Origin of the sequence: Cupriavidus basilensis OR16 (assembly GCF_000243095.1) — a bacterium.
GTDB classification, from domain to species: domain Bacteria; phylum Pseudomonadota; class Gammaproteobacteria; order Burkholderiales; family Burkholderiaceae; genus Cupriavidus; species Cupriavidus basilensis_D.
In genome coordinates this window covers 86,856-100,687 of the sequence record NZ_AHJE01000020.1, presented here as the reverse complement: position 1 = coordinate 100,687, position 13,832 = coordinate 86,856, and the positions used below count along the sequence as shown (strand labels likewise).

12 protein-coding genes and 2 pseudogenes are annotated in these 13,832 nt (G+C 64.6%); 12 read left to right on the top strand and 2 right to left on the bottom strand.

Annotated features, from left to right (window positions below; all coding sequences use genetic code 11):
* Positions 1-50 precede the first annotated feature (50 nt).
* The 4 genes from OR16_RS08675 (at position 51) to mnmA (ending at position 2,798) form a co-directional block, all read left to right on the top strand.
* The gene (locus OR16_RS08675; protein WP_043419010.1) at positions 51-449 is read left to right on the top strand and encodes a hypothetical protein; all 399 of its coding nucleotides are present in this window, start codon (positions 51-53) and stop codon (positions 447-449) included.
* On the top strand, positions 436-1,110 hold the full coding sequence (locus OR16_RS08670; RefSeq protein WP_006157594.1) for a dihydrodipicolinate synthase family protein: 675 nt from the start codon (positions 436-438) through the stop codon (positions 1,108-1,110). The genes OR16_RS08675 and OR16_RS08670 overlap by 14 nt, the downstream gene beginning before the upstream one ends.
* An 87-nt stretch (positions 1,111-1,197) precedes the next feature.
* The gene (locus OR16_RS08665; protein WP_006157593.1) at positions 1,198-1,701 is read left to right on the top strand and encodes an NUDIX hydrolase; all 504 of its coding nucleotides are present in this window, start codon (positions 1,198-1,200) and stop codon (positions 1,699-1,701) included.
* Positions 1,698-2,798: a tRNA 2-thiouridine(34) synthase MnmA gene (mnmA, locus tag OR16_RS08660; RefSeq protein ID WP_006157592.1), complete on the top strand. Its 1,101-nt coding sequence runs from the start codon at positions 1,698-1,700 to the stop codon at positions 2,796-2,798. The genes OR16_RS08665 and mnmA overlap by 4 nt, the downstream gene beginning before the upstream one ends.
* A gap of 81 nt (positions 2,799-2,879) precedes the next feature.
* Here mnmA and OR16_RS08655 read toward each other — a convergent pair whose 3' ends face one another.
* Positions 2,880-3,494: a glutathione S-transferase family protein gene (locus OR16_RS08655; protein WP_006157591.1), complete on the bottom strand. Its 615-nt coding sequence runs from the start codon at positions 3,492-3,494 to the stop codon at positions 2,880-2,882.
* Positions 3,495-3,944: 450 nt separating this feature from the next.
* Between OR16_RS08655 and purB the strand changes: the two genes are divergently transcribed.
* The 8 genes and pseudogenes from purB (at position 3,945) to OR16_RS08615 (ending at position 12,780) form a co-directional block, all read left to right on the top strand.
* Positions 3,945-5,321: an adenylosuccinate lyase gene (gene purB / locus OR16_RS08650; RefSeq protein WP_006157590.1), complete on the top strand. Its 1,377-nt coding sequence runs from the start codon at positions 3,945-3,947 to the stop codon at positions 5,319-5,321.
* Between the two features lie 256 nt (positions 5,322-5,577).
* Positions 5,578-6,168, top strand: a complete 591-nt coding sequence (locus OR16_RS08645) for a cytochrome b (RefSeq protein WP_006157589.1) — start codon at positions 5,578-5,580, stop codon at positions 6,166-6,168.
* A gap of 59 nt (positions 6,169-6,227) precedes the next feature.
* Complete coding sequence (locus OR16_RS08640) at positions 6,228-6,800, top strand: YceI family protein (RefSeq protein WP_006157588.1); 573 nt, start codon at positions 6,228-6,230, stop codon at positions 6,798-6,800.
* A 68-nt stretch (positions 6,801-6,868) separates the two neighbouring features.
* A complete protein-coding gene (locus tag OR16_RS08635; RefSeq protein ID WP_006157587.1) occupies positions 6,869-7,450 on the top strand; it encodes a YceI family protein in 582 nt (193 codons plus the stop codon).
* Between the two features lie 448 nt (positions 7,451-7,898).
* Complete coding sequence (locus OR16_RS08630) at positions 7,899-9,290, top strand: class I SAM-dependent methyltransferase (RefSeq protein ID WP_006157586.1); 1,392 nt, start codon at positions 7,899-7,901, stop codon at positions 9,288-9,290.
* Positions 9,291-9,312: 22 nt separating this feature from the next.
* Positions 9,313-10,644, top strand: coding sequence for a sensor histidine kinase (locus OR16_RS08625; protein ID WP_006157585.1), 1,332 nt, complete (start codon positions 9,313-9,315; stop codon positions 10,642-10,644).
* Positions 10,645-10,651: 7 nt separating this feature from the next.
* Positions 10,652-11,766 (top strand): annotated as a pseudogene (locus OR16_RS08620) (ATP-binding protein).
* A pseudogene (locus OR16_RS08615) lies at positions 11,763-12,780 on the top strand (response regulator). The pseudogenes OR16_RS08620 and OR16_RS08615 overlap by 4 nt, the downstream one beginning before the upstream one ends.
* 98 nt (positions 12,781-12,878) lie before the next feature.
* Here OR16_RS08615 and secF read toward each other — a convergent pair.
* On the bottom strand, positions 12,879-13,829 hold the full coding sequence (secF, locus tag OR16_RS08610) for a protein translocase subunit SecF (protein ID WP_006157584.1): 951 nt from the start codon (positions 13,827-13,829) through the stop codon (positions 12,879-12,881).
* Positions 13,830-13,832: the final 3 nt, after the last annotated feature.

The following is a 13,832-nucleotide window of genomic DNA, read 5'->3' as shown; positions in this document are numbered from 1 at the left end:
GCATGGTTGCATCTCCAACAGACGACCCGCCCAGCGCGGGTCCCGCTCAAATGCGACAGTCGAGCCTCGCCGTGGCCTTTGCTTCCGTGCCGCGCCGCCGTCTTACCCGCACCGAATCCCGCACCGCGCGCCTTGACGCATCCGGCATCGAAGCCGCGCAGGCCGCCGCGCCCGCGCTTGGCGCGGGCACCGCGCACAGCTGGATCCGCCTGCGCCTGGCGGTTGCGTCGGGCCAGGTCTTTGCGTTGCGCCAGTCGCTGCACCGCGCGATCGGGCAACTGGCACGCATCTACGTGGTCGAGGTGGACCACCGCCATGGCGAGACCACGCTGCATGTGGAAGTCGAACGCGGCGGCCGCGACGCCGCCATGCACGCCATCATGATGGCCTTGCCGGCCGCCGAGTTCGGCGTCACCACGATGCTGGGACAAGATCATGCCGCGCACTGACATGATCGCGGGCTTGCGAGTCTGCGAGCAGGTGCGCCAGCTCGACCGCTTCGACCTGGCGGGCTACCTCGTGCCGCCGCCGTACTACCTGCGGCCCGGCGACGAGGGCATTGCCTGGCATGTCGAGCGCGTGGCGGATGCCACCTGGCGCCCGCTGATGCTCTACAACGTGCCCAAGCGCACCGGCTGCAATATGTCACCGGCACTGGTGCAGCGGCTGGCGGCACATCCGCGCGTCGTCGCGGTCAAGGAGTGCGACGTGTCCGGGCTGCGCGCCCTGGCCGGCAATGATCGGCTCGCGGTCTTCTGCGGCGAGGACGCGGCCATGCTGGATCACCTGCTGGCCGGCGGCGACGGCGTGGTGCCGGCTTGCGCGCATATCCGCCCGGATCTGTTCGTGCGGCTGTTGCAACTGGTGGCGCAGGGCCGCGTTGCCGCAGCGCGTGCGCTGTTTGCGAGCCTGGCGCCGCTGATCTCGCTGCTGTTCTCCGAGCCCAATCCGGCGCCGGTCAAGACCGCGCTGGCATTGTGCGGGCTGGCAGGTCCGGAGGTCAGGCGGCCGCTGGCGCCGGCCAGCCGCGCGCTGCGCGAACGGCTGGACCAGGTGATCGCGCAACTTCCGACGGTGGGGGATGTGGAGCGCACTTTGCTGCCGGCCTAGCGTCGGCGCGGGCGCGCCGCCGGATGCGCCGGATGCGCGAAATGGCGGCAACCGGTAGAATGCCGGATTGCCTAAAATTTGTGCATCATGTCACACGACTGGAAGGCCAGCGTCACTGTCGCCGCGGTTATCGAACGCGGCGGCCGCTTCCTGCTGGTGGAAGAAGAAACCCCCGACGGCCTGCGGCTGAACCAGCCCGCCGGCCATCTCGACCCGGGCGAGAGCCTGATCCACGCCGTCATCCGCGAAACGCTGGAAGAAACTGCGCACACGTTCGAGCCGCGCGCGCTGCTGGGCTGCTATACCGCCCGCTCGCACCCGGCCGGCACCGCGACGCGGCCGGGCGGCGACATCACCTACGTGCGCTTCGCGTTTACCGGCGAACTGGGCGCGCTCGATGCCGGGCGCCAGCTCGACGTGGGCATCGTGCGCACCGTGTGGATGAGCGCTGACGAGATCCGCGCCTGCCCCGAGCGCCACCGCACGCCGCTGGTGCTGGCCTGCATCGAAGACTACCTGGCGGGCAAGCGCTTCGCGCTCGATGCGCTTTACACCCATCCCTCCGTGGTGGGCGGCGGAGTGCAGTCATGAGCCAGGGCAAGCGCGTGGTGGTAGGCATGTCGGGCGGCGTGGATTCGTCGGTGACCGCATGGCTGCTCAAGCAGCAAGGCTATGAGGTGATCGGCCTGTTCATGAAGAACTGGGAAGACGACGACGACAGCGAGTACTGTTCGACCCGGCAGGACTGGCTGGACGTGGTCTCGGTGGCCGACCTGATCGGCGTCGACGTGGAGGCGGTCAATTTCGCCGCCGAGTACAAGGACCGGGTCTTTGCCGACTTCCTGCGCGAGTACTCCGCCGGCCGCACGCCGAACCCCGACGTGCTCTGCAATGCCGAGATCAAGTTCAAGTCCTTCCTGGACCACGCCATGTCGCTCGGCGCGGACACCATCGCCACCGGCCACTATGCGCGCGTGCGCGAAGCGGGGGCGGGTGCGGGTGCCGGCACGGGCCGCTTCGAGCTGCTCAAGGCCTTCGACCACACCAAGGACCAGAGCTACTTCCTGCACCGGCTGAACCAGGCGCAGCTGTCGCGCACGCTGTTCCCGCTGGGCGAGATGCCCAAGACGCGCGTGCGCGAGATCGCAGCCGAGATCGGCCTGCCCAATGCCAGGAAGAAGGATTCCACGGGCATCTGCTTTATCGGCGAGCGGCCCTTCCGCGATTTCCTCAACCGCTACCTGCCGACCAAGCCTGGGCCGATGCGCACGCCGGACGGCAAGGAAGTGGGCCAGCACATCGGCCTGGCCTTCTACACGCTGGGGCAGCGCAAGGGCATCGGCCTGGGCGGCAGCCGCGCGGGCAATGGCGACGCCTGGTATGTGGCGCGCAAGGACATGGCCAGCAACACGCTGTACGTGGTGCAGGGCCATGAGCATCCGTGGCTGCTGACACCCACGCTCGACGCTGCCGACCTGTCGTGGGTGGCGGGCTCCGGCCCCGCGGTGGGTACCTCGCTGTCGGCCAAGACGCGGTATCGGCAGAGCGATGCGCCCTGCACGGTGACGGGGGCGGGCGACGATGCCCTGCAGCTGACCTTCGCGCAGGCACAGTGGGCGGTTACGCCGGGCCAGTCCGCGGTGCTGTACGACGGCGATGTGTGCCTGGGCGGCGGCATCATCCGCTAGTTCGTCGGCCGCGCGCTGCGCGATAAGATAAAAAAACCGGCTCGATGGCCGGTTTTTTTTATCTTCACGTCGATCGGTGCATCAGGCGCGCGGTGGTTCCGTGTCGATAAACGACTGGCGCTTGGCAAGCTTGTCCTGGTACACCGCGAGGCGCGGGTGACGCTCGCGCCAAGCGATGTCCGGGAAGCGGAAGTCGAGGTACGACAACGCGCAGCCCACGGCCACGTCGGCCAGCGAGTAATGGTTGCCCGAGCACCAGGGCCGGTCGGCCAGGCCGTCGGCGATGGCGGCCAAGGCCGCGTCGATCTTGCCGAGCTGGCGCTGGACCCAGCGCTCGCTGCGCTGCGCCGGCTCGCGCTGCGTGTGTTCCAGGCGCGCCAGCAGGGCGGCATCGAGCAGGCCGTCGGCCAGCGCTTCCCAGCAACGGACCTCGACGCGTTCGCGGGCGCCTTGCGGGATCATGCGGCTGACGGGCGTCAGGGTGTCGACGTATTCGACGATCACGCGCGAGTCGAAAATCGCGCCGCCGTCTTCCATGACCAGGCACGGTACCTTGCCCAGCGGGTTGAACTGGGAGATGGTGGTGTCCGGCGACCACACGTCAACCTCGACCATCTGGTAATCGATCTTCTTTTCCGCCATCACTACGCGCACTTTGCGCGCGTAAGGGCTGGTTTGCGATGCATACAGCTTCATGGACTCCCCTCGAGCTTGTTATGAAGTGCATCGGCCGCGCCTCGCGCGCCGGCATGCCCGATGCACTTCATAACAGGCTAGCGGATCGGCGAGCGCGAGTATACCCGTGCCCTGTCCGGGATGTGCCGGGCGTGCGCGGCGCCCGCCTGCCGTGTCGTCATGCCGAGACGCACGAGCTGCCCGGCCCCGCGAACGCGTCCACAGAAGGTGGGCCGCGATGGTAAAATGGCCGCTTTCCGTCGTGCCGTCAGTCGATTATTGCGCCGGATTGTTCTCTTTTTGAGGCGAATTGGACCTGTTTTTGTGTCTTTTCCCCTCTTTAGACCGGTTTCGGCCTAGTCACCGGCCACTTCGGCCCGCGCGGGCCTCGCCCGGCCATTTTGCCCGCGCAATCTGCCCGCCCGGCCACGCTTGCGTAACCACTTCCCTCTATCCCTCCGGTCTCCCAGCATGTCTTCTGCCTCGCTCTCCCCGCTCACCGCCCTGTCTCCCATCGATGGCCGCTACGCCTCCAAGGCCGATGCGTTGCGCGAGTGGCTCTCGGAAGCTGCCTTCATGCGCAACCGCGTCAAGGTCGAAGTGCACTGGCTGATCGCGCTGTCGCAAGCCGGCCTGCCCGACATGCCGAAGTTTTCGCCGGGCTCGGAAGCGGCCCTGCTGGCGCTGGTGGACAACTTCAGCGAAGCCCATGCATCGCGCATCAAGGAGATCGAGGCGGTCACCAACCATGACGTGAAGGCCGTGGAGTACTGGCTCAAGGAGCAGGTCAAGGGCAACGCCGAGCTGGAAGCCGCGAGCGAGTTCATCCATTTCGCCTGCACCTCGGAAGACATCAACAACACCTCGCACGGCATGATGCTCAAGGGCGCCCGCGAAGGCGTGATCCTGCCGACACTGCAACGCGTGCATGCGCGCCTGGTGGAACTGGCGCATGCCAACGCCCGCCAGCCGATGCTGTCGCGCACCCACGGCCAGCCGGCCAGCCCGACCACGCTGGGCAAGGAAATGGCCAACGTGGCGGCGCGCCTGGCGCGCGCCATCGAGCGCATCCAGCGCGTGGAGCTGCTGGGCAAGATGAACGGCGCGGTCGGCAACTACAACGCCCACCTGTCGGCCTACCCCAGCTTCGACTGGGAAGCGTTCTCGAAGCAGGTGATCGAAACGCGCCTGGGCCTGACGTTCAATCCGTACACCATCCAGATCGAGCCGCACGATTACATGGCCGAGCTGTTCGACGCCATCGCCCGCGCCAACACCATCCTGCTCGACCTGAACCGCGACGTCTGGGGCTATATCTCGCTGGGCTACTTCAAGCAGCGCACCAAGGCCGGCGAAATCGGCTCTTCGACCATGCCGCACAAGGTCAACCCGATCGACTTCGAGAACTCCGAAGGCAACCTGGGCCTGGCCAACGCGGTGCTGCGCCACCTGTCGGAAAAGCTGCCGCTGTCGCGCTGGCAGCGCGACCTGACCGATTCCACGGTGCTACGCAACATGGGCGTGGCCTTCGGCTACAGCCTGCTGGCCTATGAGGCCTGCCTGCGCGGCCTGGGCAAGCTGGAAACCAACCCAGAGCGCCTGGACGAAGACCTCGATAACTGCTGGGAAGTGCTGGCCGAGCCGGTCCAGACCGTGATGCGCCGCTTCGGCGTGCCCAACCCCTACGAGCAGCTCAAGGAGCTGACGCGCGGCAAGGGCATCTCGCGCGAGGCACTGCAAACCTTCATCAGCGGCCTGGCGATCCCCGACGATGCCAAGAAGCTGCTGCTGGAAATGACCCCGGCCACCTATATAGGCCGTGCCGTCAGCCTCGCCGAACGCGTGTGATGCTTCCGGCCTGCCGGCTGGCGCGTTGTAAAAAAGCCATCCCCCGGATGGCTTTTTTTTTCTTGATGGGCGCCCGGCGCCGGCATGGCCTGCCAGCTGCGGCGAAATGTCACTTCAAATGGTTTGAATGATTTCATGAATTTCAGACCGTTCCGCAACCTGCCTGCCGCACAATAATGCGAGAATTCAAAGAGCAGCAGTGATTGCCGTTCGGTAAAAGATTATGAAATGCCCGCAAGGGCAGGGGTCCTTATCCATGCATTCCCAAGTCAAAGCCAGCGCCCACGCCGCCGTTGCCCCAGCGGCGGCGCCGCCGTCCGCCTACGGGGCCACCGCGATCGGCCTGCACTGGATCATCGCGCTGCTGATCTTCGCCGCCTTTGGGCTGGGCCTGTACATGACCAGCATCCCGGGCTTGTCGATGCTCAAGCTCAAGCTGTTTTCCTGGCACAAGTGGATCGGCGTGACCGTCTTTGCCATCGCCGTGCTGCGCGTGCTGTGGCGCGCCACCCACCGCGCGCCGGCACCGGCAGCGGCCACCCCGGCCTGGCAGGCCAAGGCCGCGCACGCGGCTCACCTGCTGCTCTACGCGCTGATCGTGGTGGTGCCCATCACCGGCTACCTGTACAGCTCGGCTGCCGGGGTTCCGGTGGTCTACCTCGGCATCTGGCAACTGCCCGCGCTGATCGAGAAGAACGATGAGCTCAAGGAAATCCTCAAGCTGGTCCACATCTGGCTGAACTACCTGATGGCCGTGATCGTTGTAGTGCATGCGGCCGCTGCCATCAAGCATCAGTTCATCGAGCGCGACGGCACGCTGGCACGCATGCTGCCGTTCCTCAAGTAAGTCGTCAAACCGACAAATGACCGAGGGCCGCAAGGCCCTCCTAGCGACAGGAGTTTTTAATGAAACGCATTCCCCGCCCGAGCGCGCTCCTGATGGCAGCCACGCTGGCCACTGCCGGCATCGCAGCCAACTACGCCTGGGCCCAGGTCGACGCAGCCAAAAGCTCGGTCACCGCTACGGCCCGCCAGATCGGCGTGCCGATGGAGGGCAAGTTCAAGAAATTCGACGCCACGGTCGCGTTCGACCCCGCCAAGCTGGCAACGTCCACGGCCAAGGTCGAGATCGACGTGTCCAGCTTCGAGATCGGCGACGCCGAGACCACCAAGGAGGTCAAGGGACGCGACTGGTTCGACGCGGCCAAGTACCCCAAGGCGGTATTCCAGTCGACCAGCATCAAGGCCGGCGCCGCCGGCAAGTACGAGGTGACGGGCAAGCTCACCATCAAGGGCAAGACCCTGGACGTCGTGATTCCGGCAAGCTATCGCCAGGATGCCGGCGGCCAGGTGTTTGAAGGGGTGCTGCCGATCAAGCGCACCGTGTACAACATCGGCGACGGCGAATGGAAGGATACTTCTGTCGTGGCCGACGATGTCCAGATCAAATTCCGTATCGTGACCTTGGCTAAGAAGTAAGCGCGCGGCGCTAAGTCTTCCCTGCCATTCCTTTGCTGTTCATCCCCAACTTTTTGCCGGGAGCTCTCATGAAATTGCGCACCATCCTCGCCGCTGTCGCGGCCCTGTCCGCCGTCGGCATTGCATCCGCCAACACGGTTACCTACAACCTCGACCCCACCCACACGTACCCGAGCTTCGAAGCCGACCACCTGGGTGGCCTGTCGACCTGGCGCGGCAAGTTCGAAAAGTCGAGCGGCGTGGTGACGCTGGACCGTGCGGCGAAGACCGGCACGGTGGACATCAAGATCGATCCCGCCTCGGTCGACTTCGGCAACAGCAAGCTGAACCAGCACGTGAAGGGCCCCGACATGTTCAACGTCGAAGCCTTCCCCGAAGCCACCTACAAGGGCAAGTTCTCCAAGTTCAACGGCGACGTGCCGACCGAAGTCGATGGCGTGCTGACCCTGCACGGCGTGTCCAAGCCGGTCAAGCTGGAGATCCGCGAGTTCAAGTGCATCCAGCATCCGATGCTCAAGCGCGAAGCCTGCGGTGCTGACGTGGTGGGTACCTTCAACCGTGCCGATTTCGGTATCGACTACGCGGTGAAGATGGGCTTCAAGCCTGAGGTCAAGCTGGCGATCCAGGTCGAAGGCGTCAAGGCCGAGTAAGCGTCGACCAAGGCTTCGCGATGCCCGGGTTTCGTCCCGCGGCGTCGCGCATGCAAGCAGCAAGGCAAAAAGGCCGGGAGCAACGGCCTTTTGCTTTATTTCCGGGGGGTTCTGTCCGTTGCCGGGTCGGCGGGCGGGCTTGCGCAGGTTATGTTGTCTGCACTTGACGCCCACAGTACAATGATCCGCTAAGATTCAGTTACAGTCCTACCCAGTACAGCCTCACGCAGTCACAGTCTCAGTCACAGTTACCAGGGTGTAGTCGCGCGCGTGCCATCATCAGGACGCCCATGCCCGCAACCGATTACAGACATGTATCCCAGCAGTACCCCCTGATACTGGCCTAGCGTAGCGATCCATCGCCCTACGAGCTGTACCCGGCCAGTCAATGAAGCATTGTTGAACTGGGCGGCCGGCAGCGTTTTTCGGATTTCTCTGGCGCAATACCGTGTACTCCCAAACGCAAATCGATCCGGTGGTTAGTTTCCGCAACTCGCAGGGCGAGCAGGTGCGGGGCACAATTATCAATCTCCAGAGAAAAGCTCTGGTGATGGAAATCTACAATCCATACTCGATCGTCCAGGTCAGCGAGGTGCTGAGCGAGCTGAGTGTGCGCATGGGGAGCAAGAACGCTTACCTGGGCAAGGCGGTGGTGATGAGCCTGGTGAACACCGGCCTCACCGCGGTGGTATCGCTGACGCTGATCGATGAATGGCGCGAGCTGAGCGACCTGCCCAATGAGCCCAAGTCGGTCGGGCGCGAGGCGGAACTGTTCATCAACGACTGGGATACGCGCTTCAATATCCGGCGCGATTACCAGATCGTGGTCAACGAAATGCGCGCGTTTCTCTCGGAAGTGTCGCGCTGGGTTGAGCAGGTCGACCTGACCGAGAACCTGCCCAAGACCGACGGACGGCTGCGCGCGGATGTGTTCTACGAGCTCGCCACGCCAATCATGCTAAAGGTCAAGACCTACCTCGACCGGCTCGAAGGCGAGGCCGAGCAGGTGGACGCGGAGATCGCGCCGGTGCACCGCACGTACGCGCAATCGGCCCTGCATCCGCTGCTGCTGCGCGCCCCCTTTGTCTACCGCACCTTCACCAAGCCGCTGGGCTATGCGGGCGACTATGAGATGGTCAACCAGATCCTGAACGATCCGCAGCAGGGCCCGACCACCTACTTCCAGATCGTCAATACCGCCTTCCTCAAGGCGGCCGTGGCAACCGCCCACCGCAACCGGATCGACCTGCTGGTCGATTTCCTGTCGCGCCAGGCCGATTCCGCTCGCGCAGCCGGCAGGCCGTTTCGCATCCTCAATGTCGGCTGCGGCCCGGCCTTCGAGATCCAGCGCTTCGTGCGCGAGTATCCGCAACCCGAGTTCCTGTCGTTCCAGTTGGTCGACTTCAGCGAGGAGACCCTGGCTTACACCAAGTCCTCCATCGAGAGCTCGGCCGCCTCGGCGGGGCACAAGGTGTCGGTGGAGATGGTGCATCAATCGGTACATGAGCTGCTCAAGCGCAAGATCGCGCCGGACGACGCCGGGCTGCGCGAGTTCGATGCGGTGTACTGCGCCGGGTTGTTCGACTACCTGTCCGATAAGGTGTGTTCCCGCCTGCTGAGCTATTTTGCCGCGCGTACGCGGCCGGGCGGCCAGTTGCTGGTAACCAACGTCCATTCGGCCAATCCGGAGAAATTCGGCATGGAACACCTGCTGGAGTGGTACCTGATCTATCGCGACGAGGCCAGGATGAGTATGCTGCTGCCCGAACAATCCCGCGATCACAAGCTCTATGTCGACCAGACTGGGGTCAATGTGTTCGCGGAAGCGATCATCTCCTGAAACGCCAGTAGCCGGCCCAGCCATGAGCACCAATCAACTTTACGCGGGTTACCAGACCGAGCTGGCGGATTTCCGCCTGGCCTTCAGCCGCGGCGGCGCTTATACCGCCATCGTGCTGGTGCTGCTCGGCGTGGGGCTGGACTATGGCCAGTATCCGCAGCTGCAGGCGCCCTTCGCCGTGGCTCGCGTGCTGGTGTCGCTGCTGATCGCAGGTATCGTGATGCTGTTGTACAGCACGGCAGGGCGCCGCTTTGCGCCGTGGCTGACCCTGTCCTGGCTGCTGCTGCCGCAGATCATGATCTCATGGATGATCTGGCATACCGATGGCGTGGAGTCGCCGTATTACGTCGGGCTGAATCTCGCCATCTTCGCGTCTGGCATCGCGCTGCCGTTCGGGCTGTGGCAGAACCTGGTGTTCGGGATACTGTCCTACCTGTTCTACCTGCTCGCCTGCGTGCTGCATTCTGGCGGCATCGAGCCGGCCGGCACCTTTATCGTCAATTCGCTGTTCCTGCTGTTCGCCGCGGCGGCCAGCGCGGTCTACACCTTCTTCAATGAGCGGGCGCGCTTCATGCTGTTCCGGCTCAAGGCCGAAGTGGCGGAGAAGAACGGCGAGCTCGAAGTGATCAACCGCAAGCTGGTCGACATCAAGGGCCAAATGCTGCAGCAGGAAAAGATGGCGGCCATCGGTACGCTGGCCGCGGGTCTGCTGCACGAGGTCAACAACCCGGTCAACTTCTGCCTGATGGCGATCGAGGTCGCGCTGGAAGAACCGGTGGCCAAGAGCGAACCGATGTTGCAGGAGTGCCTGGTCGACGCCAAGCAGGGGATGCAACGCATCCAGCATATCGTTTCGGACCTGAAGACCTTCGCCTATCGCAAGCCCGGCGCCGAAGCGGAGGGCACGCCGTTCCTGTTCGAGAAGGCGCTCGATTCCTCGATCCGGCTGACCGCGCATGAACTGCGCGGGGTAGCCGTCACGCGCGAACTGCCGACCGATACGCTGGTGTTGGGCGACGAGGCCGCGGTGATCGGCGTGCTGATCAACCTGTTCTCCAACGCCGCGCTGGCCATGCGCAAGGCCGGCACGCAGGGCCCGGCCATCCATACCACGGTGAAGTGGGTCGAGCGCCGGCTGCACGTGACCGTGAAGGACAACGGGCCGGGCATTGCGCAAGAGCATCTGGCGCGCGTGTTCGAGCCGTTCTTCACCACGCGAGAAGTCGGCCAGGGCCTGGGCCTTGGCCTGTCCATCAGCTACGCGGTGATCGAGCGTCACGGCGGCGTGCTGTTTGCCGAGAGCGAACTGGGCAAGTGGGCCTCGTTCAGCTTCGACCTGCCCCGAGCCGACTGAGAAGGCCATGAGCGATACCCGTCAACAACGGCTTACCGTGCTCTACGTCGATGACGAGGAGATGGCGTGCAAGTACTTCGCGCGTGCGGTCGGCACGGAGTACGAGGTGCTGGTCGCCAGTGGCGCTGACGAAGCGGTACGCATCCTGCGCCGGGAGAGCGCGCGCGTCGCCGTGCTGGTGACGGACTTCCGCATGCCGGGCCGCGATGGCGGCGACCTGCTGCGCCAGGTGGCGCTCGAGTATCCGCAGATCGTGCGCATCCTGGTGACCGCCTACGCGGACAAAGACATGCTGTTGCAGACGGTCAACACCGGCGAAGTGTTCCGCATCCTGGAGAAGCCCATCGAGCTGGGCCAGGTGCGCGAAGCGCTGCGGCTGGCCGCCGAGCGCTATCGCGAGCGCTCGATCCGCCATCAGCGCCTGATGGCGATCGACGAGACGCTGGCCTTCCTGGCACATGAATTGAACACGCCGTTGGCGGCGATCGCAAATTTTGCGCGCGGTATCGAAAGCCGTATCGCGGCGGAATACAATCCGCAGCGCCAGAGCGAGATCGGACAGGCGGCAACGTCGATGCACGACAACGCGCAGTATTGCCTGGCCGTGATTTCATCGTTCCTGCAGTCGGTGCGCAGCAGTGGCAGCCGGCCGACCGGGAAGCCACCGCCGGCGGCCTGATCGCCGCGCTGCTCGATACCTACCCCTTCGCCGGGTCGCAGCGCGAGTGGGTGAAGATCGAAATGCAAGACGATTTTGCCGTGCGCACGCTGCCCAATTGCGTGGCGCTGGTGCTGTCGTCGCTGTTGTCCAATGCGCTGCGGGCGCTCGACGGTGTCGACTTGCCTTCGCTGCGCTTCGTGGTGGCGGCCGATCCCGATGCCGCGATCCGCATTTGCGACAACGGCCCGGGCATACCACCCGAGGTGATGGGGCGCCTTCTGGTGGATCCGGTCACCACCCATGCGAGTACCGGCGGCAACGGACTGGGCATGATTTTTTGCAACCGTGTCATGCAGTCCTTTGGTGGCGGCATCCGGATCGAGTCTACGCCCGGTGCGGGTACCACAGTCACGCTGGATTTCCCCAATACCAAGAGTCGAATGCATAGGAGTGATCGATGAACGAACCGAATGCCACGCAGGCACCATCACCGGCGATTCTGTTCGTCGATGACGAGGCTACGGCCGTCAAGTATTTCCAGCGTGCCATCGGAGCCCTGGCGCCGGTCGTGACCGGCGGCTCGGTCGAAGAAGGTAAGGCGCTGCTGGATGCGCATGCCGACAGCCTTGCGGTCTTGTTTTCCAGCGGATGCCGGGCGAGTACGGCAATGAGCTGCTGCGCTACAGCTGCTGCGCTACGCGCGCGAGCGCTATCCGTATATCGTGCGGATCCTGACGACCGCCTACTCGGAGATCGAGCATACCGTCGCGGCCGTCAACGAAGGCCAGATCCATCGCTACATCAAGAAGCCGTGGGACATCACCTCGTTGCGCATGGAGCTCAAGCAGGCGCTCGAGATGGCCGGCCTGCGCAAGGAGCGCGACCAGTTGCTGCGCGAGAAGCTGAGCGTGCTGCAGCGGCAGACCATTGCCTCGCGCATCGGCCTGATCCGCACGCTGTCGGCCAGCCTGATCGGCCCAGAGCGCTTCCAGCCGGTGGACACCTACCTGGCCTCCGCCGCGCTGGTCGGCGTACAGAATCCCGAGCCGGACTGGCTGCTGATGGACTACGCCGACCTGGTGGCGGCGGAAAGCCGCCGCAGCGGCACCTTCGGCCACGCGGTGGCGGCCAAGCTCGCCGCGCTGCGCACCCAATTCGCCGGCCGTGGCGCCGGCGATGCGGTGGTGTCGCTGGCCGAGATGCTGGCCGCGACGCAAGGCGCGGCCAATGTGCGCCGCGATGGCGATGCCCTGGTGTGGATCCAGGGCGCCGCGCTGGCCGAGTACCTGAGCGAGCCGGTCGACAAGGACGTGTCCGAGCAACATGCCACCTGGCTGGCCGGGCTGCTGTGGCTGGATGAAGCCGGCGGTGCGCTCAAGGCCGTGCGCGAGGGCGACTCCATCATCTACCGTCCCGCCGATCGCACGGCAGAGTTTGCGGTGGACCGCCTGGCGGTATGGATCGAGCAGTTCTGAGCGAGATCTGCGCCAGATCCGAGCCTGTCACGGCATGACAAAAAAGGGCACCCGGAGGTGCCCTTTTTTGTTGCCTTGAATCTGTCCGCGGCGGGCCGTCAGGCCTGCGCGCCGAAGTTCGGGTCGTCGCGGTCGACGTCGCCCGGCTTCTTCTCGCCCTTGACCAGGTCCTCGCGCTTGACGCCCAGCCACATGGCTAGCGCAGCGGCGACGAATACCGAGGAGTAGATGCCGAACAAGATGCCGACGGTCAGCGCCAGCGCGAAGTAGTGCAGGGTGGGGCCGCCGAAGAAGAACATCGACAGCACCATCATTTGGGTCGAACCGTGGGTGATGATGGTCCGCGAGATGGTGCTGGTGATCGCGTTGTCGATGATCTCGTGCGTGGTCATCTTGCGGTACTTGCGGAAGTTCTCGCGAATCCGGTCGAAAATCACCACCGATTCGTTCACCGAGTAGCCCAGCACCGCCAGGATCGCCGCCAGCACCGACAGCGAGAATTCCCACTGGAAGAAGGCGAAGAAACCCAGGATGATCACCACGTCGTGCAGGTTGGCGATGATGCCGGCGACCGCGAACTTCCACTCGAAGCGGAACGACAGGTAGATCACGATGCCGGCCACCACGCACAGCAGCGCCAGCAGGCCATCGGTGGCCAGTTCCTTGCCCACCTGCGGGCCGACGAACTCGACACGCTGGAGCTTGACGTCAGGCGTAGCGGTTTGCAGCGCGGTGATGACCTGCTCGCTCTGCTGCGCCGAGGTGACGGGCTTGCCGTCCGGGCCCTTTTGCAGCGGCAGGCGGATCATGACGTCACGCGAGGTGCCGAAGTTCTGCACCTGCACGTCGCTGTAGCCGAGCTTGCCGACCTGGCCACGGATGCGCTCGAGGTCGGCCGTCTGCTGGTAGTTGACCTCCATCACCGTGCCGCCGGTGAACTCGATCGACAGGTGCAGGCCCTTGTGCGCCAGGAAGAATTTGTACGGCTGCCTTTGCAGCCGTTCTATGCTGGTTGGATGTCCGTGCGCATCCTGCGCGCGGACATCCATGAT

Excerpts from the sequence above, each read along its gene's own strand:
- OR16_RS08675 (WP_043419010.1), top strand. The coding sequence starts at position 51 with ATGCGACAGTCGAGCCTCGCCGTGGCCTTTGCTTCCGTGCCGCGCCGC.
- OR16_RS08670 (WP_006157594.1), top strand. The coding sequence starts at position 436 with ATGCCGCGCACTGACATGATCGCGGGCTTGCGAGTCTGCGAGCAGGTG.
- OR16_RS08665 (WP_006157593.1), top strand. The coding sequence starts at position 1,198 with ATGTCACACGACTGGAAGGCCAGCGTCACTGTCGCCGCGGTTATCGAA.
- mnmA (WP_006157592.1), top strand. The coding sequence starts at position 1,698 with ATGAGCCAGGGCAAGCGCGTGGTGGTAGGCATGTCGGGCGGCGTGGAT.
- OR16_RS08655 (WP_006157591.1), bottom strand. The coding sequence starts at position 3,494 with ATGAAGCTGTATGCATCGCAAACCAGCCCTTACGCGCGCAAAGTGCGC.
- purB (WP_006157590.1), top strand. The coding sequence starts at position 3,945 with ATGTCTTCTGCCTCGCTCTCCCCGCTCACCGCCCTGTCTCCCATCGAT.
- OR16_RS08645 (WP_006157589.1), top strand. The coding sequence starts at position 5,578 with ATGCATTCCCAAGTCAAAGCCAGCGCCCACGCCGCCGTTGCCCCAGCG.
- OR16_RS08640 (WP_006157588.1), top strand. The coding sequence starts at position 6,228 with ATGAAACGCATTCCCCGCCCGAGCGCGCTCCTGATGGCAGCCACGCTG.
- OR16_RS08635 (WP_006157587.1), top strand. The coding sequence starts at position 6,869 with ATGAAATTGCGCACCATCCTCGCCGCTGTCGCGGCCCTGTCCGCCGTC.
- OR16_RS08625 (WP_006157585.1), top strand. The coding sequence starts at position 9,313 with ATGAGCACCAATCAACTTTACGCGGGTTACCAGACCGAGCTGGCGGAT.
- secF (WP_006157584.1), bottom strand. The coding sequence starts at position 13,829 with ATGGATGTCCGCGCGCAGGATGCGCACGGACATCCAACCAGCATAGAA.